Origin of the sequence: Paracoccus sp. M683, assembly GCF_007096355.1 — a bacterium.
In the GTDB taxonomy this organism is placed as follows: domain Bacteria; phylum Pseudomonadota; class Alphaproteobacteria; order Rhodobacterales; family Rhodobacteraceae; genus Paracoccus.
In genome coordinates, this window is sequence record NZ_VKDF01000001.1 from 55,834 (window position 1) to 75,952 (window position 20,119).

The 20,119-nt window shown below is 63.6% G+C and carries 21 protein-coding genes; 12 read left to right on the forward strand and 9 right to left on the reverse strand.

The genetic code is table 11. The features are described 5' to 3' along the window. Positions 1–3 precede the first annotated feature (3 nt). The 6 genes from FNJ84_RS00270 to purC all read right to left on the reverse strand — a co-directional run bounded on the left by FNJ84_RS00270 (position 4) and on the right by purC (position 4,443). Positions 4–831 (reverse strand): ABC transporter permease, encoded by an 828-nt coding sequence (locus FNJ84_RS00270; protein ID WP_143790919.1) that lies wholly within the window; start codon positions 829–831, stop codon positions 4–6. Beyond that, positions 828–1,709, reverse strand: a complete 882-nt coding sequence (locus FNJ84_RS00275) for an ABC transporter permease (protein WP_143790920.1) — start codon at positions 1,707–1,709, stop codon at positions 828–830. The genes FNJ84_RS00270 and FNJ84_RS00275 overlap by 4 nt, the downstream gene beginning before the upstream one ends. Positions 1,710–1,768: 59 nt before the next feature. Beyond that, positions 1,769–2,506 (reverse strand): transporter substrate-binding domain-containing protein, encoded by a 738-nt coding sequence (locus FNJ84_RS00280; protein ID WP_143790921.1) that lies wholly within the window; start codon positions 2,504–2,506, stop codon positions 1,769–1,771. Between the two features lie 29 nt (positions 2,507–2,535). Further along, on the reverse strand, positions 2,536–3,327 hold the full coding sequence (locus FNJ84_RS00285; RefSeq protein WP_143790922.1) for an ABC transporter ATP-binding protein: 792 nt from the start codon (positions 3,325–3,327) through the stop codon (positions 2,536–2,538). A 97-nt stretch (positions 3,328–3,424) separates the two neighbouring features. Beyond that, positions 3,425–3,664, reverse strand: a complete 240-nt coding sequence (gene purS / locus FNJ84_RS00290; protein WP_143790923.1) for a phosphoribosylformylglycinamidine synthase subunit PurS — start codon at positions 3,662–3,664, stop codon at positions 3,425–3,427. A gap of 14 nt (positions 3,665–3,678) precedes the next feature. Next, positions 3,679–4,443, reverse strand: a complete 765-nt coding sequence (gene purC / locus FNJ84_RS00295) for a phosphoribosylaminoimidazolesuccinocarboxamide synthase (RefSeq protein WP_143790924.1) — start codon at positions 4,441–4,443, stop codon at positions 3,679–3,681. A 131-nt stretch (positions 4,444–4,574) separates the two neighbouring features. Between purC and FNJ84_RS00300 the strand changes: the two genes are divergently transcribed. Beyond that, positions 4,575–4,892, forward strand: a complete 318-nt coding sequence (locus tag FNJ84_RS00300) for a DUF1476 domain-containing protein (protein WP_143790925.1) — start codon at positions 4,575–4,577, stop codon at positions 4,890–4,892. 123 nt (positions 4,893–5,015) lie between these two features. On the opposite strand, the gene FNJ84_RS00305 is transcribed toward FNJ84_RS00300, so the two are convergent. Genes FNJ84_RS00305 through FNJ84_RS00315 form a run of 3 tightly spaced genes read right to left on the reverse strand, consistent with a single transcriptional unit; the run spans position 5,016 to position 7,294 of the window. Next, positions 5,016–6,359 carry an MATE family efflux transporter gene (locus tag FNJ84_RS00305; RefSeq protein ID WP_143790926.1) on the reverse strand — a complete coding sequence of 448 codons (1,344 nt, stop codon included), beginning with the start codon at positions 6,357–6,359 and terminating at the stop codon, positions 5,016–5,018. Continuing rightward, complete coding sequence (locus tag FNJ84_RS00310) at positions 6,352–6,855, reverse strand: PaaI family thioesterase (protein ID WP_143790927.1); 504 nt, start codon at positions 6,853–6,855, stop codon at positions 6,352–6,354. The genes FNJ84_RS00305 and FNJ84_RS00310 overlap by 8 nt, the downstream gene beginning before the upstream one ends. Beyond that, a complete protein-coding gene (locus tag FNJ84_RS00315; RefSeq protein WP_143791455.1) occupies positions 6,848–7,294 on the reverse strand; it encodes a PaaI family thioesterase in 447 nt (148 codons plus the stop codon). Before FNJ84_RS00315 ends, FNJ84_RS00310 begins: the two co-directional genes overlap by 8 nt. Positions 7,295–7,449: 155 nt before the next feature. Here FNJ84_RS00315 and FNJ84_RS00320 point away from each other — a divergent pair, with 155 nt between their 5' ends. The 11 genes from FNJ84_RS00320 to FNJ84_RS00370 all read left to right on the forward strand — a co-directional run bounded on the left by FNJ84_RS00320 (position 7,450) and on the right by FNJ84_RS00370 (position 20,089). Beyond that, the gene (locus tag FNJ84_RS00320) at positions 7,450–7,830 is read left to right on the forward strand and encodes a MerR family DNA-binding transcriptional regulator (RefSeq protein ID WP_143790928.1); all 381 of its coding nucleotides are present in this window, start codon (positions 7,450–7,452) and stop codon (positions 7,828–7,830) included. A gap of 127 nt (positions 7,831–7,957) precedes the next feature. Continuing rightward, positions 7,958–8,359 carry a MerR family DNA-binding transcriptional regulator gene (locus FNJ84_RS00325; protein WP_143790929.1) on the forward strand — a complete coding sequence of 134 codons (402 nt, stop codon included), beginning with the start codon at positions 7,958–7,960 and terminating at the stop codon, positions 8,357–8,359. A 3-nt stretch (positions 8,360–8,362) separates the two neighbouring features. Next, positions 8,363–10,138 (forward strand): acyl-CoA dehydrogenase C-terminal domain-containing protein, encoded by a 1,776-nt coding sequence (locus FNJ84_RS00330; protein WP_143790930.1) that lies wholly within the window; start codon positions 8,363–8,365, stop codon positions 10,136–10,138. Positions 10,139–10,438: 300 nt separating this feature from the next. Next, positions 10,439–11,065: a glutathione S-transferase family protein gene (locus FNJ84_RS00335; protein WP_143790931.1), complete on the forward strand. Its 627-nt coding sequence runs from the start codon at positions 10,439–10,441 to the stop codon at positions 11,063–11,065. 10 nt (positions 11,066–11,075) lie between these two features. Continuing rightward, entirely contained in the window at positions 11,076–12,287 is a 1,212-nt protein-coding gene (locus tag FNJ84_RS00340) for an acetyl-CoA C-acetyltransferase (RefSeq protein WP_143790932.1), read from the forward strand. A gap of 15 nt (positions 12,288–12,302) precedes the next feature. Next, positions 12,303–14,489, forward strand: a complete 2,187-nt coding sequence (locus FNJ84_RS00345; protein ID WP_143790933.1) for a 3-hydroxyacyl-CoA dehydrogenase NAD-binding domain-containing protein — start codon at positions 12,303–12,305, stop codon at positions 14,487–14,489. A gap of 177 nt (positions 14,490–14,666) precedes the next feature. Continuing rightward, positions 14,667–15,848, forward strand: a complete 1,182-nt coding sequence (locus FNJ84_RS00350; protein ID WP_143790934.1) for a toxic anion resistance protein — start codon at positions 14,667–14,669, stop codon at positions 15,846–15,848. 8 nt (positions 15,849–15,856) lie between these two features. Next, positions 15,857–16,903 (forward strand): DUF2927 domain-containing protein, encoded by a 1,047-nt coding sequence (locus tag FNJ84_RS00355; RefSeq protein WP_143790935.1) that lies wholly within the window; start codon positions 15,857–15,859, stop codon positions 16,901–16,903. Next, a complete protein-coding gene (locus FNJ84_RS00360) occupies positions 16,900–17,568 on the forward strand; it encodes a DUF4241 domain-containing protein (RefSeq protein WP_143790936.1) in 669 nt (222 codons plus the stop codon). The genes FNJ84_RS00355 and FNJ84_RS00360 overlap by 4 nt, the downstream gene beginning before the upstream one ends. Before the next feature lie 73 nt (positions 17,569–17,641). Further along, on the forward strand, positions 17,642–18,790 hold the full coding sequence (locus FNJ84_RS00365; RefSeq protein ID WP_143790937.1) for an SPFH domain-containing protein: 1,149 nt from the start codon (positions 17,642–17,644) through the stop codon (positions 18,788–18,790). Positions 18,791–18,802: 12 nt separating this feature from the next. After that, positions 18,803–20,089: a zinc ribbon domain-containing protein gene (locus tag FNJ84_RS00370; protein ID WP_255470988.1), complete on the forward strand. Its 1,287-nt coding sequence runs from the start codon at positions 18,803–18,805 to the stop codon at positions 20,087–20,089. Positions 20,090–20,119: the final 30 nt, after the last annotated feature.

The following is a 20,119-nucleotide window of genomic DNA, read 5'->3' on the forward strand; positions in this document are numbered from 1 at the left end:
ATGTCACCTGATCAGTTGCGGTCGATATTTCATGCGCCCTGTCACCGCGCCGGGCAGATGCCGGTTCAGGCGCCGATTCACTATGCCGAATACGGAAATCAGCAACAAGGTCAGCAGGATGAAGTAACCTGCGACGATGGGGTAGGCGACGAAGGGGTTAAATGTCTTGTCGGCGAAATAGCTGGCATAATACAGGCTGTCACCGCGCTGTTGAAACGCCGGAAAGCTGGAAAAGAACACCAGCGTGGTGGCGTGAAACAGAAAGATCGCCTCGTTCGTATAGGCAGGCCAGGCCAGCCGCAACATGGTCGGCCAGACGATACGACGAAAACGCTTCCAGCCGGTCATGCCATAGGCATCGGCGGCCTCCAGATCGCCCTTTGGCACCGATTGCAGCGCGCCGTGGAAGATCTGGGCCGAATATGCGGCGGTGTTCAGGATCAGCACGATCAGCGCCCCGGCCCAGGCTTTCGTCAGCCAGCTGGTCGCGACGGTCATGCCGAAGATCTCGATCCCCGCGCGGGGCAGCAGGACCAGCGCCTCGTAGGCCAGGAAGAACTGGATGAACAGCGGGCTGCCGCGGAACAGGAAGATGAACCCGTTTGCCGGCTTGCGCAGCCAGGGGTTCGCGCTGGCCTTGGCCAAAGCCACGGCATTGGCGATAAAAAACCCGATGAACAGCGCCAGAATGCCGAAATACACGTTCCAGATCAGGCCAGAACCGATCAGCACGAATTGCTGGCACAGGTCGAAATCGCTGCGCGGCAGCAGCCGTTCGCCAAAGCCGATTGACCGCAGCGCATAGTCGGAAAAGGTCTGTGCGCAGCTCATGCGCCACCCGTCTTGCGCATCGCCTCGCCCGCCAAGGTGGCCTGCCCGCGCGACAGTCGACCGGTCAGCCGGCCGATGATCTTTTCGGAACCCCAGGTCATCAGCAGGTAAAAGACCAGGATCGCCAGAAAGTAATACAGCCGCCAGTCGGGATGCGGATAGGTAAAGGCATTGGTCTTGGTCCCGCCCAGCTCACGCGCCCAATAGACGATATCCTCGACCCCCAGCAGGAACAGCAGCGGCGTTGCCTTGATCAGGATCATCCACAGATTCGACAGGCCGGGGATTGCATAGCTCCACATTTGCGGGATCAGCACGCGGCGCGTCACCTGACGGGGCGACATGCCATAGGCCTCGGCCGTTTCCAGCTGCGCGCGCGGCACCGCCTGCATGGCTCCGTAAAGCACGTTCGCGGCAAAGGCGCCAAAGACCACAGCGAAGGCCACGACGGCGGTTGCGAAACCATAGGTCTGATGCACCCATTCCGGGCTGGTCGACAAGGGCAGCTTTGCCGCCGCGCAGACCACGAAATCATTGCCCTGCCAGACCGGCTGGCTGCTGTCGCACAGCGCCTGGTGGCGCAGCCATTCCAGCCCCTGATCCAGCGCGATGGGCACGAACAGGAAAAAGATGATGTCGGGCACGCCCCGCACCATCGCCGTATAGGTCTTGCCGAGCCAGCGCAGCGGCGCAATGCGCGAACGCGAGGCCATCGCCCCGCCAAAGCCGAACAACAGCGCGATCGGCGCGGTGATCGCCAGCAATAAAAGCACGGTTCCGAAGCTGGCATAGAACAGCAAATGCGTGCCCGATGTGAGATAACACATCAGCCAGGCAAACCCTTCAAGGGCAGACGGATCCGAGCAAGAGGCGAACATGGGGGAAAACCCGCTGGCTGCCGCCGCCGGTCAGGACCGGCAGCGGCGCTAGTGTCAGATCATTCGAACAGCATGGCGTCTTCGCCGAACCATTTCTTGATCAGCTCGTTCAGGCTGCCATCATCCTTCATCGCGGTGATGGCGGCATCGAACTTGTCCTTCAGCTCTGCGTCGGACTGGCGCAGGCCCATGCCGATGCCCTCGCCCAGGGGCACGGTGTCATGGCCGTCGACCCAGACCAACTCGCCATTCGACTGCTCGACCAACGGCGCCAGATAGTCCTTGTCGGCAAAGACCGCGTCAGCCTCGCCATTGCGGACGGCGGCGACGGTTTCGTCGGGGGTCGCAAATTCCAGCAGGGTCGCGCCCGATTCGGCGACATGGCCGGCCTGGATGGTGCTGGTCTGCGCGGAAACCACACCGCCCTCGATATCGGCATCGGCAGCCAGCGCGGCATAGGCCGAGGGCATGGCCGGGGTATATGGCTGGGTAAACTGGATGACCTGCTTGCGTTCCTCGTTGATGTTCATGCCGGCCATGATCGTGTCATAGTTGGCCGAGACCAGGTTCGGGATGATCGAATCCCAGTCATTCTTGACCCAGGTGCAGTTCAACTCGGCGCGCTTGCACAGCTCATCACCCAACTCACGCTCGAATCCGTCGACCTCGCCGGTGCTGTCATTGACGAAGTTATACGGAGGATAAGCCCCTTCGGTGCCCATGCGCACGACATCCTGCGACAGGGCCATGCCCGAGGTCAAAGCCAGCGCAGCGGCGGCAAGCATCAGTTTTTTCATGTTTTTCACTCTCCTGTTGGTCGTTGTTTTCAAGTCGCCATGGTGGCGCTGAGGAATTGGCGCAGCCGATCGGTCCTGGGTGCGCCAAACAGTTGCGCGGGCGGGCCTTCCTCGCAGATCAGGCCCTGATGCAGGAACACGACATGGTCAGCGACATCGGCGGCAAGGCGCATGTCATGGGTGACGATGATCATGGTGCGGTGTTCGGCGGCCAGATCCTTGATGACCTTGACCACCTCTTGCTGCAATTCCGGGTCCAGCGCGCTGGTCGGTTCATCGAAAAGCAGCGCCGTGGGCTGCATGCACAGCGCGCGGGCAATGGCGGCGCGCTGTTGCTGGCCGCCTGACAATTGCGCGGGCCAGCTGTCGGCCTTGTCGCCGATGCCCACCTTGTCCAGCAGGGCGCGGGCGCGGGCCTCGACCTCGGCCGGGTTCTCGCCCAGCACGGTGACCGGCGCCTCCATCACGTTTTGCAGGATGGTCATGTGGGACCACAGGTTGAACTGCTGGAACACCATCGACAGGTTGGTGCGAAACCGCGTCACCTGCGCCCGGTCGGCGGGGTGGCGATGCAACCCCTGCCCCTTCCAGCGCACCGACTCGCCCGCGAACAGAATCTCGCCCTGCTGGCTGTTTTCCAGCAGGTTGCAACACCGCAGCAGCGTGGATTTCCCCGACCCGGATGAGCCGATCAGGCACAGCACATGACCACGCGGCGCGGTCAGCGAAACGCCCTTCAGCACCTCCAGATTGCCATAGGCCTTGTGGAGATCCCGGATTTCAATGACCGGGGCGGAATCTGAGGGCGTGTTTGTCTGCATCGTCCGGGTATAGGGCGATATTATTTGGCCAATTGCAACGGTCACATTGCCGACGCTGCGTCGCTGTCAGCAGGCAATATGACCGATGCGACCGGGCTTAGATGATCTCGACGCTGTATTTCTCGATCACGGTATTGGCCAGCAGCCCCTCGCACATGCGGATGACCTCGGCCTCGGCGGCGGCGGGGTCGCCGCCGGTCAGGTCCAGTTCGACCACCTTGCCCTGCCGGACGCCGCTGACGCCCTTGTGGCCCAGCCCCGCAAGCGCGTGGCGGATCGCCTCGCCCTGCGGATCAAGAACGCCGTCTTTCAGCATGATGGTGACACGGGCTTTCATTGGCGGCGGTCCTTTTAGTTGATCAGAGTCGGCTTCGACAGGCTGGTGGTATTGGCGGGCATCAGCCCCAGACGGCGGGCGACCTCGGTATAGGCGTCGGTCAGATTGCCCAGATCGCGGCGGAACACGTCCTTGTCCAGCTTTTGCCCGGTTTTCACGTCCCAAAGGCGGCAGCTGTCGGGGCTGATCTCATCCGCGACGATCAGGCGCATGAAATCGCCATCCCAGATGCGGCCGATCTCGATCTTGAAGTCGATCAGCTTGATGCCAACGCCGAAGAACACACCCGACAGGAAGTCATTCACCCGCAGCGCCAACGACACGATATCGTCCAGATCCTGCTGGCCGGCCCAGCCGAAGGCGACGATATATTCCTCGCTGACCATCGGATCGCCCAGTTCGTCATTCTTGAAGCTGTATTCGACGATCGGACGCGGCAAGGCGGTGCCTTCCTCCAGCCCCAGGCGCTTCGACAGCGAGCCGGCGGCGAAATTGCGCACGATCACTTCCAGCGGGATGATCTCGACCTGGCGGATCAGCTGTTCGCGCATGTTGATGCGGCGGATGAAGTGGTTGGGCACGCCGATATTGGTCAGGCCCTGCATGAAGAACTCGCTGAGGCGGTTGTTCAGCACGCCCTTGCCTTCAATCGTCGCCTTTTTCTGGGCGTTAAAGGCGGTGGCGTCATCTTTGAAATACTGGATCAAGGTGCCCGGCTCGGTGCCTTCGTACAGGATCTTGGCCTTGCCTTCGTAGATTTTCTTGCGCCGCGGTGCCATTGCGTGCCTGTCCTTTCGCGTGTCGCCCTATCTTCGCGCTATAGGCCATAGCCGGGGTCCGGGGCAATAAGGCTTGCGGCATCGCGCGGCAATGGGCATATCAGGTGCCAAATTCCAACAAGGAGGCCCCAATGACCACCTTTGACGACCGCGAACGTTCATATGAGACGAAATTCGCCCATGACGCGGAACTGCGCTTCAAGGCCGAGGCACGGCGCAACCGCCTGCTGGGCGAGTGGGCGGCAGACCTGCTGGGCAAGACCGGCGATGCCGCGCGCAGCTATGCGATGACGGTCGTGACCTCGGATTTCGAGGAACCGGGCGATGATGACGTGTTCCGCAAGCTGGCCGGCGATCTGGAAGGCAAGGCGGATGCCGCGACCATCCGCGCCAAGATGGATGCGATGATGATCGAGGCCAAGCGCCAGGTCATCGACGAGGCACGCTGAGCGGCTGCGCCCCGTCCTGCCTGACAGGTCAGGGGGGCGTTGCCCCCCTCGTCGCTGAAAAGGCCCTGCGGGCCTTTTCCCGGCGCTCCTCACCCCCCAGGATATTTGGACACGGCTGATGGATCAGGCCGCGGCGATTTCGGCGCGGGGATAAAGCCGCGCCATGGTCAGCCCGCGCATGGTGTTCAGCACCATCAGCGCCGCCCAGAGGCCATGATTGCCCAGCAGAGGCGGCAGAATCAGCAGGGCCACGACATAGACGGCGACCGACTGGATCATGGCGATGCGCATCTCGCGCGTCAGGGTGGCGCCGATGAAGATGCCGTCGAACATCCAGCTGGCGATACCGACGAGGGGCGCGATCGCAAGCCAGGGCAGATAGATCCGCGCCTCGGCCCGGACGGCGGGCGAGGTGGTCAGCAGGTCGATGATCGCGGGGCCGGCCAGCAGGAATACCGCCCCCAGCACCGCGGCCCCGCCGACGCCCCATTTCGAGGTCAGGATGGCGGCGCGGCGCAGGCGGTCGGGCCGGCGCGCGCCTACGGCCTGACCGACAAGGCTTTCGGCCGCGAAGGCAAAGCCGTCCAGGGCATATGCGGTGATCGACAGAAATTGCAGCAGCACCTGATTGGCCGCCAGCGTCACATCGCCCTGACCCGCCGCCATGAACATGAAGCTGGTGATGCTGGCTTGCAGAATGACCGAGCGAATCATGATGTCGCCATTGACCCGTGCCAGCCGGTTGACCTTGTCACGGGCGAACAGTGTCGCGGCGTTGCGCGCCTTGGCGATGGCTGCGCGCACCGCATGGCGGGCCAGCCACAGCCCCAGCGCCACCCCGGCCCATTCGGCGATCAGCGTGGCCCAGGCCACCCCTGCCACACCAAAACCCAACCCGAGGACGAACCAGACATCCAGCACGACATTCAGCCCGTTTTGCACCAGCTGCAAGGCCAGCACCGCCCGCGTCCGCTCGATCGCGATCAGCCAGCCGGTGATGGCGTAAAGCGCGATGGTCGCAGGCGCCCCCCAGATGCGAATCGTCAGGTAGTCGCGGGCCATCGCCTCGACCTCCGGCGTGGCCGGGGCCAGCTGGAAAGCCCCCCAGAACAGCGGCAACTGGAACAGGATGAAGAACAGCCCGGCAGCCCCGGCAATGGCCAGTGCGCGCAGCAGATGGGCGCCGACCTCGGCCTCGTCGCCTGCGCCGTGGCTTTGCGCCACCAGCCCCGAGGTGCCCATCCGCAGAAAGCCGAAAACCCAATAGATCGAGGTCAGGATGACCGCACCGATGCCGACAGCCCCGATCGGGGCCGCCTGCCCCAGCTGGCCTATCACCCCGGTATCGACCAGCCCCAGCAGTGGCACGGTCGCGTTCGACAGAACGATGGGCAGCGCGATCGTCATCACCCGGCGATTGGTCAACGGTGCGCTGTCGACCTTGCCGCCGGGCTTTGCCTCAGCCATCCTGCGGCATCACGAAATGGCCGGTTGCCTGCGCAAAGGGACGGCTGCGATCATCCTGCCATGCCTCGACCTGCACGCTGGAATAGCGCCGGCCCGCGCGGACGACCCGCGCCCGTGCATAGGCATCACGAGGCAAACCGGATCGCAGGTAATCGACGGTGAAATCCACCGTCTTGGGCAGGCGCGGCATGCTGCGGGGATCCGCCGGATCGGGTGCAAGACGGCCCGCTTCAAGATCGGCCCATGACGAGGTCCAGGACAGCTCGATAATGGCCGTGATTTCCAGAAAGGCCGCCGTCGCCCCGCCATGCAGCGCCGGCAGCAGCGGATTGCCGATCAGCTTGTCATCGAAGGGCAGAACGGCCGTCAGTTCATTGCCGCGCCGGTCAAAACTGATGCCCAGCCAGCCGATGAAGGGCACCCCGGCAACCAGCGCCTGAAGCGCGGAATTGCGGCGGGTCTTGATCTGGGCCAGTGGTTCATTGCGCTCAGCCATTGGTGGGCACCTCGATGGTGAAGGCCCCGGTGGCGGTGGCGACCGGGTTATCGCTATCCTCATCCGTCGTCACCGCCCGCACAAAGGCGACCGAGCGCGTCAGGTGATAGCATTCGGCCCGTGCGCGCAGCCTTTGGCCCGGCTTGGCGGCGCGCATATAGTCGATGCGCAGATCCAGCGTCGCCGTCGCCGATTTCACCGCCGGATGGCCCAGCACCGCCGCCCCGCAGCAGGTGTCCATCAGCGCGGAAACCACCCCGCCATGGATCACCCCGGTATGGGGATCGCCAACCAGATGATCGGCCCAGGGCATCGAGATCGTGGCCGAGCCGTTGCCAATATCATCGACGCGCATATCCAGCGCCCGCGCATAAGGCAGTGCCTGCATGAATTGCTGGGCCTGCTGCGCGCGCTCTGATTTTTGTTCGTATTCCGTCATCGCATGTTCCATCCGCTGCCCGTCCCATCGGCTTACCCGGCCCTGCGGTGCCGCGACAAGCCCCCGCCTGACCGGAACCGTCAGCTTCAACGGAACGGTTGTGATGTTGTGGGAAACTTTCTACCCTCGGGAAGCATTGCGTTCGGAGGGCCTGAATGTCGGATGAGCCACTGCTGAGTTTCAAGGAGATGTGCGCGCGCTTTGACGTGACGCCACGAACCTTGCGTTACTACGAGTATATCGAGTTGCTCAGCCCCAAGAAGGTTGGCCGCGCCCGTTTTTATGGCCCGCGAGAGATCGCGCGCATGACCCTGATCCTGCGCGGCCGGCGGTTCGGATTTTCGCTGGAAGAGATTCGGCAATGGCTGGACATCTATGGCAAGCAGGGCACGCGCGAGCAGCTTCAGGTCTGGCTGCAAAAGGCCGATGACCAGCTGTCGCAGTTGGACCGGCAGATCGGTGAACTGGAAACGGCCAAGATCGACCTGCAAGCGCTGCGCGACGAAACAGCCGCAAGCCTGAAGAAACCGGACTGATCGACCCGCCCCGGTGAAAAGGACTGCGGCTCGGGCAAGGTCGTGACGTGGCGTTACGCTTACGCGAACGTAAACTTTGGGCTATATCCGTCCCAGAGGAGCCGCAGCCCGTGAAAGGCCGCAAGACATGTCAGAACAGTTGATGACGATCCGCCAGATGTGCGACGCCTATGACGTCACGCCGCGCACCCTGCGCTTTTATGAGGCGCGGGAGCTGATCTTCCCGGAACGCCGTGGCCAGCATCGGCTGTATGACCGACGCGACCGCGCCCGCCTGACGCTGATCCTGCGTGGCAAGCGCTTCGGCTTCAGCCTGGAACAGATCCGGCAATTGCTGGAACTGTATGAACCCGGCCAGCACAACCAGACCCAGATCGCAGCCACGATCAAGGTCGCGCGGGAAAGGCTGACCGACATGGAACGGCAATATGCCGAGCTTCGCGATGCCATCGCCGATCTGAAGACAACGATAGACGATTCGGAAGCGCGCCTCGCCCGCGCCACCGGCAATACACAGCAAACAGGATAGCCCATGCCCATCTATAATGCGCCCACCCGTGACATGCAGTTCATCCTTCACGACGTCCTGAACGTCTCGCAATCGGGGTTGCCCGGACATGACGAACTGGACCGCGAATTCACCGAAGCGGTCCTGGAAGCCGCAGGCAAGCTGTCAGAGGAGGTTCTGGCACCGCTGAACCTGTCCGGCGACCAGCAGGGGTGCAAGCTGGAAAACGGGGTGGTACGCACCCCCGACGGCTTTGGCGCGGCGTTCGAGCAGATGAAGGAAGGCGGCTGGACCGCGCTTGACTGCGACCCCGAATATGGCGGCCAGGGCATGCCCTACCTGCTGGGCGTGGCCACAGGCGAGATGTTCGTCTCGGCCAACATGGCGTTCAACATGTATCAGGGCCTGACCCATGGCGCCTATTCCGCCATCCATGCCCATGGCACCGACGAGCAGAAGCAGACCTATCTGCCAAAGATGGTCAGCTGCGAATGGACCGGCACCATGAATCTGACCGAGCCGCATTCGGGCACCGATCTGGGCCTGCTGCGCACAAAGGCCGAACCGCAGGGCGACGGCAGCTATCTGATCTCGGGTCAGAAGATCTTTATCTCGGCCGGCGATCACGACATGTCGCAGAACGTCATCCATCTGGTGCTGGCCAAGGCACCGGGCGGCGGCGAAGGCACCAAGGGCATTTCGCTGTTCATCGTCCCGAAATTCATGGTGAACGAGGATGGCAGCCTGGGCGAGCGCAACAAGGTTTCGGTCGGCAATATCGAACACAAGATGGGCATCCACGGCAATTCGACCTGCGTGATGAACTATGACGGGGCGCGGGGCTGGCTGCTGGGCGACCTGCACAAGGGTATGCGCGCCATGTTCACGATGATGAACGAGGCCCGTCTGGGCGTCGGCCTGCAAGGCTATGCCGTGGCCGTCGCCGCCTATCAGAACGCCGTGGCCTATGCCAAGGACCGGCTTCAGGGCCGCGCCGTGACGGGCACCGAAAACCCCAACGGCCCGGCCGATCCGCTGATCGTGCATCCTGACATCCGCCGCAGCCTGATGGATCAGAAAAGCTTCCTGGAAGGCGCGCGGATGCTGACCTTCTGGGGCGCCCACATGATCGACCGCGCCCATACCGGCGATGCCGAGGCCGAGGGAATGATCTCGCTGCTCACGCCGGTGATCAAAGGCTTCCTGACCGACAAGGGGTTTGACAGCGCGGTGCTGGCCCAGCAGGTCTTTGGCGGGCATGGCTATATCGAGGAACATGGCATGAGCCAGTTCGTCCGCGACGCCCGGATCACCATGATCTACGAAGGTGCAAACGGCGTGCAGGCGCTGGACCTGGTGGGCCGCAAGCTGGCTGCCGATGGCGGCAAGCCGGTCATGTCCTTCTTTGACATGGTGAAAAGCTTCTGCAAGGAACATGGCGGCAACGAGAATCTGGCCGCCGATTTCATCGAGCCGCTGAAAGCCGCGTCCAAAGACCTTCAGGCCGCCGGCATGTTCTTCATGCAGAACGGCATGAAAACCCCGAATGCGGCGTTGGCCGGCAGCTATGATTTCATGCATCTTTTCGGGCATACCGCACTGGGCTTCATGTGGGCGCGGATGGCCGTGGCCGCAGATGCCATGCTGGCGGCGGGCGAGGGCGATGCCGGGTTCCTGAACACCAAGCTGGCGACCGGCCGTTATTACATGAAGCGGCAGCTGCCGATGACGGCCACCCATCTGGCGCGCATCAACTCGGGCGCCGAACCGGTCATGACGCTGGCCGAAGATCAGTTCTGATCCGTCATCCCCGGCGGCAAGGCAGGATGCCTCCGGCGGGGATATTTAAGTGAAGAAGAAGGGCCGGCCCCGGCCGCGCACGGCCATCGGCATCAATGGCGCGAACCGGGGCTTTCTCCTTCAGCGGTCATCGGCTTCCCAGCCTGTACCGCAAGATTGACGTTACGGAAGAAAGGTTGCGGATGGGTTAACCGATGCCTTTCTTCTTCATGGAAATATCCCGCGGGGGTGCGGGGGCTGCGCAAGCCCCCGCNCCCCCCCCCCCCCCCCCCCCCCCCCCCTGTCTGGGAGGAAACGCACATGACAGCGCAACTCTGGTGCTTTGGCGAAAGTGGCAATGCCTATAAGGCGGCGCTGACGATGCAGTTGGCGGGCTATGACTGGGCGCCGGTCTATGTCGATTTCTTTGCGGGCGAGGCGCGCAGCCCGGCCTTTCGCGCCGTGAATGAAATGGGCGAGGTCCCGGTCTTTCGCGAGGGCGATCTGACCCTGACCCAATCCGCCGTGATCCAGCTTCACATCGCTGAAAAGACCGGCAAGTTTCTGGGCGCGGATCGCAACGAAGCCCTGCGCTGGCTGATGTTCGACAATCACAAGCTGTCGGGCGTCGCCGGGTCCACCCGCTTCCTGATGAACTTCCTGCCCGAGGCCAAGCGGCCCGCCAAGGTCATCGCCTTTCAGCAGGGCCGCTTGAAGGCCACCTATACGATCCTGAACGACCACCTCTCGCGCAGCGAATGGGTGGCGGGTGCCGCCCCCACCATCGCCGATTTCGCCTGCTGCGGTTACCTGTATTACCCCGAGCCCTTCGGTTTCGACCGTGCCGAATGGCCCCATATCAATCGCTGGCTGGACGCGATCAGCGCCTTGCCCGGCTGGAAACACCCTTACGATCTGATGCCCGGCAACCCGTCCGACCGGGCGTAAAGGAGGACCGATGACTGAAGCCTATATCTATGACGCCGTTCGCACGCCGCGCGGCAAGGGCCGCCCGGATGGCAGCCTGCACGAGGTGACTTCGCTGGCTTTGTCCGCGCGTCTGCTGAACGCGGTCAAGGACCGCAACAACCTGGAAGGCCATGCCGTCGAGGACGTCATCTGGGGCAATGTCACCCAGGTCAAGGAACAGGGCGGCTGCCTTGCCCGCAGCGCTGTGCTGGCATCCGATCTGGACGAGTCGATCCCCGGCCTCGCCATCAACCGCTTCTGCGCCTCTGGCATGGAGGCCGTGAACCTGGCCGCCAACCAGGTCAAGGGCGGGGCCGGTCAGGCCTATATCGCCGGTGGCGTTGAAATGATGGGCCGCGTGGCCATGGGCAGCGATGGTGCAGCGATTGCCGTTGATCCGTCCCTCGCGATGAAAACCTATTTCGTGCCGCAGGGTATTTCGGCCGATATCATCGCCACCGAATACGGCTTCACCCGCGAAGACGCCGACAAGCTGGCCGTTGAAAGCCAGAACCGCGCCGCCGCAGCCTGGGCCGATAATCGTTTCGCCAAATCCATCGTTCCGGTGATCGACCAGAACGGCTTGGTCATTCTGGACCATGACGAATACATGCGCCCCGGCACCACGGTTGACGACCTTGGCAAGCTGAAGGCCAGCTTCAAGGATATGGGCGAGGTGATGCCCGGCTTTGACAAGGTGGCGATGCTGAAATACCCGCATCTCGACCATATCAACCACATCCACCACGCGGGCAATTCCTCTGGCATCGTGGACGGCGCCGGTGCCGTGCTGATCGGCAACGCCGAATTCGGCAAGGCTTACGGGTTGAAGCCCCGCGCCCGCATCCGCGCCACCGCCAAGATCGGCACCGATCCCACGATCATGCTGACCGGCCCGGTGCCCGTGACCGAAAAGATCCTCCGCGACAGCGGCATGTCGATCAGCGACATCGACCTGTTCGAGGTGAACGAGGCCTTTGCCTCGGTCGTGCTGCGCTTCATGCAGGCCTTCCAGGTCGATCCTTCGCTGGTCAACGTCAATGGCGGGTCGATCGCGCTTGGCCACCCGCTTGGCGCCACCGGCGCGATCATCATCGGCACCCTGCTGGACGAGCTTGAGCGGCAGGACAAGAATGTGGGTCTGGCGACCCTCTGCATCGCGTCGGGCATGGGCGCGGCCACCATCATCGAGCGTGTGTAAGGGGAGGATGGATCAATGACCGATTTCACCATGAAGAAAGACGCCGACGGCGTCGCCATCATCACCTGGGACGTGCCGGGCAAGTCGATGAATGTGCTGTCCGAGGCCGGTATCCGCGAATTGGACCGGCTGGTCGATGACTCGCTGGCTGATGAGGCCGTAAAGGGCATCGTCATCACCAGCGGCAAGAAGGATTTCGCCGCCGGCATGGACCTGAATGTCATCGGCTCGATGCGCGAGTCAGGCGGTGCGCAGGCCGTGTTCGATCTGGTGATGGGCCTGCATGGGGTCTTGCGCAAGATTGAACGCGCCGGCATGGACCCCAAGACCCTGAAAGGCGGCAAGCCCATCGCCGCCGCCCTGCCCGGCACCGCGCTTGGCATCGGGCTGGAACTGCCGCTGTCGACGCACCGCATCTTTGCGGCCGATAATCCCAAGGCCAAGATCGGCCTGCCGGAAATCATGGTCGGCATCTTCCCCGGCGCTGGCGGCACCACCCGTCTGGTCCGCAAGATGGGCGCCATGGTCGCCGCCCCCTTCCTGCTGGAGGGCAAGCTTTCCGACCCCGCCAAGGCAAAATCGGCCGGTCTGATCGACGAGGTCGTTGCCGATCCCGTCGCAGCCGCCCGCGAATGGGTGCTGCAAGCGACCGATGCCGATATCGTCAAGCCGTGGGACGCCAAGGGCTACAAGATGCCGGGCGGCGAACCCTATCACCCCGCCGGTTTCATGACCTTCGTGGGCGCCAATGCCATGGTCCATGGCAAGACCATGGGCGTCTATCCGGCAGCCAAGGCGCTGCTTTCGGCGGTCTATGAAGGTGCGATGGTGCCCTTTGATCAGGCGCTGAAGATCGAGGCGCGCTGGTTCACCAATGTGCTGATGAACCCCAGCAGCACCGCCATGATCCGCAGCCTGTTCATCAACAAGGAAGCGCTGGAAAAAGGCGCGAACCGCCCCGAGGCGCCGGACCAGACAGTGAAGAAGGTCGGCATCCTTGGTGCAGGCATGATGGGCGCAGGCATCGCCTATGTCAGCGCGATGGCCGGCATTCAGGTCGTGCTGATCGACGCGCAACAGGCCTCGGCCGACAAGGGCAAGGCTTACTCGGAAGCGCTGCTGGACAAGGCCATCAGCCGCAAGAAATCGACCGAGGACAAGAAGGCCGAAGTGCTGGCCCTCATCACCGCCACCACCGATTACGCCGCGCTGCAAGGCTGCGATCTGATCGTTGAGGCCGTGTTCGAGGACCCCGCCGTCAAGGCCGAGGTCACGAAGAAAGCAGAGGCCGTCATCCCGGCTGACGCGATCTTCGCCACCAATACCTCGACCCTGCCGATCAGCGATCTGGCCAAGGCCTCGTCGCGCCCCCAGCAGTTCATCGGCATCCACTTCTTCAGCCCCGTCGACAAGATGCTGCTGGTCGAGATCATCAAGGGCAAACAGACCGGCCCCGTCGCCGTCGCCAAGGCGCTGGATTTCGTCCGCCAGATCAAGAAAACCCCGATCGTGGTGAACGACGCCCGCTTCTTCTATGCCAATCGCTGCATCATCCCTTACATCAACGAAGGCATCCGCATGGTCGGCGAAGGCGTCAGCCCCACGCTGATCGAAAACGCCGCCAAGCTGATGGGCATGCCGCTTGGCCCGCTGCAACTGGTCGATGAAACCTCGATCGACCTGGGCGTGAAGATCGCCAAGGCGACCAAGGCCGCGATGGGCGACGCCTATCCCGATGGCGCGGTCGATGACGTGATCTTCAAGCTTTATGACGCGGGCCGCTTGGGCCGCAAGTCGAACGCGGGCTTCTATGACTATGACGACAAGGGCAAGCGCGGCGATTTCTGGCCGGGCGTGGCGCAAAACTGGCCGCAAGCCGGCGAGCAGCCCGATGTCACCGAAGTCCAGCACCGCCTGATGTTCGCCCAATCGCTGGAAGCCGTCCGCGCCCTTGAAGAAGGCGTGCTGGAGGACATCCGTGAAGGCGACGTGGGCGCCATCCTGGGCTGGGGCTTCGCGCCCTGGTCGGGCGGCCCGTTCAGCTGGCTCGACATGCTGGGCGCTGCCCGCGCGGTGGAAATCTGTGACAAGCTGACCGCCAAACAGGGCGCGCGCTTCACGGCACCGAAACTGCTGCGCGAGATGGCGGATAAGGGCCAGTCCTTCTATGGCCGCTTCGGACAGCAGCAGAAGGCCGCCTGATCCATCAGCCGTGCCTAAATACACACGGGGGTTGCTGGCCTGTTCGCCACCGGTTCAAGAACCGGCCGGCAACGGGGCAGTCAGCCCCCGCTTCCTTTTGATCCGCCTTCTTGTTGAACCGGCGGGAATTCCCCCTATGCTGCGCTGCGACCGCCGAAACAGCAAAAGGACCGGCCGATGAGCAACGACAGCAAGAAGCGCGCCGAAGCCGCGACAAGCGACATCGAAGAGCTGACCGCCGTGGTGCTGCCCGAGCCCGCCGAACAGATCGTCCCACTGACCGACGCCCCCGCCCCGCTGGCCGAGGAAATTCGCAAACGCATGAGCGAGATCAATATCGGCGATACCGGCTCGGTCGTGAATTTCGGCAGTCGCGCCCAGGCGGGCTTGCAGGAAATCAGCCAGAAGATGCTGGCCGATGTTAAGAACAAGGATGTCGGCCCGGCCGGCGAAAGCCTGCGCAACATCGTCACCACCATTCGCGGCTTTTCGGTCAATGAACTGGACATGCGCCGTGATCGCAGCTGGTGGGAAAAGCTGATGGGCCGTGCCGCGCCTTTCTCGCGTTTTGTCGCCAATTACGAACAGGTGCAGACGCAGATCGACAAGATCACCGCGGATCTGGAAAACCACGAACAGCGGCTGCTGGTCGACATCAAGTCGCTGGATGTCCTCTATGAACGCACGCTGGCCTTTTATGACGAACTGGCTCTTTACATCGCGGCAGGTCAGGAAAAGCTGCGCGAGCTGGATGAAACCGACATTCCCGCCAAACAGGCCGCGCTGGCGTCTGCGGGTGGCAGCGACGAGGTGATGCAGGCGCAGGAATTGCGCGATCTGCGCAGCCTGCGCGACGATCTGGAACGGCGCACCCATGATCTGAAGCTGACCCGTCAGGTGACGATGCAATCCCTGCCCTCGATCCGCCTGGTGCAGGAAAACGACAAGTCGCTGGTCACCAAGATCAATTCCACGCTGGTCAATACCGTGCCGCTTTGGGAAACCCAACTGGCGCAGGCCGTCACCATCCAGCGCAGCGCCGAGGCCGCGGGCGCGGTCAGGGACGCCACCGATCTGACGAACGAGCTGTTGACCCGCAACGCCCAGAACCTGCGCCAGGCCAATGCCCAGATCCGCACCGAAATGGAACGCGGCGTCTTTGACATCGAATCCGTGCGGACCGCCAATGCCGAGCTGATCGCAACGATCGAGGATTCCTTGCGCATCGCCGACGAGGGCCGCGCCCGCCGCGCCGCCGCCGAGGACGATCTGCAAAAGATGGAGACAGAGCTGCGCGATACGCTGGCCGCCGCCCGCCCGTCCTCGGGCGGCCTCCCTGCCGGCCAATCCACGACCTGAGGACCGGGATGACTGCCCTTCTGTCCAGACCCCAGCCCCTTCCGGCCCTGAGGCTCGGCGCCCTGCTGCTGGCGGGGCTGCTGCTTACCGCCTGTTCGGATGCCGGCGATCCGCCACCCGCCGACCCCGATCCCACCATCTCAGACGAGGCCACAGCGCCCACGGCCGAGGAACTGGCCTCGATGCGGCAAGCCCGGATCAGGCAGGCACGCGCGGACCGCGCCCGCGCCACCAATGCGGCGGCACAGCAAGGCGACAGCGCCGCTGGCGACAATCTGCGCCGCTATCTGGCCACGACCGAGGCCGGGCTGCTGGCCCGTGGCAAGCTGCGGACCGACCGCGCGCCGGCCGATGCGCCCTTTACCGCCGACGACCTTGCACGGAACTTCGTCCAGATCGCGCTGCGCGATGAATATGGCCGCGACGGCCAGCGCCTGATCGCCGATCATCACAAGGCGCCACTGCGCCGCTGGCAAGCCCCCGTCGCCATGCAGATCGCCTGGGGCGCCGCCAGCGACATTGCCACCCAACGCCGCGACCGGGCAGAGATCGCGGCCTTCGTCTCGCGTCTGGCGCGCGTCTCGGGGCATGATGCCGGACTTGTGGGCGATGGCGGCAATTTCGCCGTGCTGATCCTGACCGAGGATGAGCGCCGGGACATCGGTGACCATCTGTCCCGCATCATCCCCGGCATCCCCCCCGCCGACATCGCCGCGCTGCGCGACCTCGATCCCGGCAATTTCTGCACTGTCTTTGCCTATTCGCGCGGCGCCGGTTCCAGCTATGTGAACGCCGTCGCGCTGATCCGCGCCGAATTGCCGCCACGGCTGCGCAGTTCCTGCATCCATGAAGAGCTGGCGCAGGGTATGGGCCTGGCCAATGACAGCCCCGGTGCGCGGCCCTCGATCTTCAATGATGACGAGGAATTTGCCCTGCTGACCCTGCATGACGAATTGCTGCTGCGGATCCTTTATGACCCGCGCCTGCGCCCCGGCATGTCCGAGGCCGAGGCCACCCCCATCGTGCGCCAGATCGCGCGTGAACTGGTCCAATGACCCGCCTTGCGCCGCGCTCTGTCCTCGCCGCCGCGACCCTGGCGTTGCTTTGCCTGCCGGTGGCAAGCTGGGCCGGTCCTGTGGTCGACTGGTTTCTGGACATCGGGGGCGAGCCGCGAAAGGTCGTTTCGGTCGGCAGTTTCACCCCCGAGGGGCCGCGGATCATCGGTGCTGATCCGCTGACCTATGATGCCGACTACAACCTGCCCTTCATGCCGGTCCCGCAGAGGCAGGCCGAGTTCGTGGTGTTGCTGGAACCGGACGAGGGCGCGGTCGCCCTTGCAGCCCTGATCTTTTCCGACATGAAGCCTGCCTGTGGCGAGGAAGGCGGCACCATGCTGGTCGCCAGCGGCACCGGTGCCTTCCTGTCCGAACAGACGGCCAATGCCATCAGCGCCATGGCCGAGGACTATGGCCGCCGGGACCTGAACCTTTACGACAATTTCTTTGCCGATCCTGATCAGATGGGCGATCAGGTCTTTTATCGGCTGTTGTCGCTGCCCGATGGCACCCGTTTTCCCGCCGTGGCGACGGGCTGGGGCGATGGCGCCTATCCGGTTGCGCGCCTGTTCGACGATCAAGGCCAGGTCATTGCCATTTATGCCGACTTCATCGGAAGTGAGAAGATACAGGACTGGATCCTGCCCCCCGCCTGCGCAAGCTGACGGCACAGGCTGACGGGGAACCTTCGGACCAATCAGCGGTTCGACCTGCGACATGTTACAAGCGGAGCCACCCATGGGCATTCTCGATTTCCTTTCCGGCGAATTCATCGACGTCATCGAATGGACCGACGACACCCGCGACACGATGGTCTGGCGGTTCGAACGACGCGGGCATGCGATCAAATACGGCGCCAAGCTGACCGTGCGCGAGGGCCAGGCAGCCGTTTTCGTGCATGAGGGGCAGCTGGCCGATGTGTTCGGTCCCGGCCTTTACCTGCTGGAAACCAACAACCTGCCGATCCTGACGACGCTGCAACATTGGGATCACGGCTTCAAATCGCCGTTCAAATCGGAAATCTATTTCATCAACACGACCCGGTTCAACGGCCAGAAATGGGGCACCAAGAACCCGATCATCGCCCGTGACCCTGAATTCGGCCCGGTCCGGTTGCGGGCCTTCGGCACCTATTCCATGCGGGTCAGCGATCCGGCCAAATTCATGGCCGAGATCGTCGGCACCGATGGCGAATTCACCAGCGACGAGATCAGCTTTCAGCTGCGCAACATCATCGTGCAGGAATTTTCGCGCATGATCGCCGGCTCGGGCATTCCGGTGCTGGACATGGCGGCCAATACTGAACAGCTGGGCAAGATGGTGGCCAAGGCCATCGCCCCCACCGTCGCCGCCTATGGCCTGACCATCCCCGAGTTTTATATCGAGAATATCAGCCTGCCGGATGAGGTCGAAAAGATGCTGGACAAGCGCACCAGCATGGGAATCATCGGCGATCTGGACCGTTTCAGCCAATATGCAGCCGGCGAGGCGATGCTGAATGCCAGCACCAATCCCGGCGGCGCCGGTGCCGGCCTGGGCGCGGGCCTTGGGGCTGGCATGGGCATGGCGATGGGTGCGGGAATGGGTGCGGGAATGGGGCCGTGGGGCGCACGTCCGGCGCAGGCCGCGGGCGCGACGCCCCCGCCAATGCCGCCCCGCCAATCCGAAACCGTCTGGCACATTGCCGTAGACGGTGCCGCGCAGGGGCCCTATGGGCGCGGCCATCTGGGACGGTTGGCCGCCGAGGGCGGCTTTACCCGCGAAACGCTGGTCTGGACGCCGGGACAGGATGGCTGGAAACCCGCCGATGACGTGGCCGAACTGGCGCAGCTGTTCACCAATATGCCGCCGCCCCTGCCGGTCCCGCCCACCCCGCCGCAGTCGTAGCAGCCCCCCACAATGCCCACGCCGCAATCCGAATACCGCTATCCCTGCGAAAACTGCGGGGCCAGCCTGCGCTTTCAGCCGGGGCAAGAAATGCTGGTCTGCGACTATTGCGGCCATTCGCAGCGTATCGGCGCTGGCCAGTCCCGCGCGCCCGCGCGCCAGAAGCAGGGCGGCGCGGATGGCGAGGCGGCGATCCTGCGTGACCCTTCGACGGGACGCGCGCTGCAATGGGATGCGCAGCACAAGTCGCCGGGGCTGGTCGAGATCCCCTTGGACAAGGGCCTGCGACTGGATCAGGACAGCGCCTTCGTGCAGGAAATCCGCACCCTGTCCTGCCCCAATTGCGGCGCCAAGATCGAGATCGACGGCGACAGCCACGCCACCGACTGCCCCTTTTGCGCCACGCCCGTCGTCACCGATACCGGCACCACCCGCCAGTTGAAGCCGCAGGGCGTGCTGCCCTTTGTGCTGGACGAGGCGCAGGCCCGGTCCGCGCTGGAGGACTGGATGGGCAGTCTGTGGTTCGCGCCCTCGGGTTTGCTGGCCTATGCAAGGCGGGGGCGCAAAATGACCGGTGTTTACTCGCCCTTCTGGACCTTTGATGCCCGCACCCGGTCGGAATATTCCGGCCAGCGCGGTGATTACTATTATGAAACCGTCTATGTCACCCAGCAGGTGAACGGCCGCAGCCAGCAAGTGCCCCAGCAGGTCCGCCGCATCCGCTGGCGCCGCAGCGCCGGTCAGGTGGCGCGCGATTTCAACGATGTGCTGGTCCTGGCCTCGTCATCCCTGCCGCGCCGCTTTACCGACGGGCTGACGCCCTGGGATCTGTCGCATCTGGTCGAGTATCGCCCCGAATACCTGGCCGGTTTCGAGGCCGAGCGTTACACCATCCCGCTATCGGACGGTCACGGCATCGCACGGCAGGAAATGGCCGGCGTGATCATGATGGATGCCCGCCGCGACATTGGCGGGGATGAGCAGCGCATCGAACAGATCCGCAGCGATTTCTCGGGCGAGACGTTCAAGCATATCCTGCTGCCCGTCTGGACAGCCGCCTATAAATACAACGGCAAAAGCTATCGCTTCATCGTCAATGGACAGTCGGGGCGGGTGCAGGGCGAACGCCCCTATTCGGCGTGGAAGATCGCGGCAGCGGTGATCGCGGCCGCGCTGGCGATCATGGCGCTGATCTGGGCCGCGAATGAGGGTGGCTATGTGCAGTTCGACCCCTCGGGCGGGATTGGCAGCCCGGTGCAGGTCGACCGCAACGGCGATTACATCATCCAGGGCTATTAGCGCTGGCCCAAGCCGCTTGTGCGGCCTATC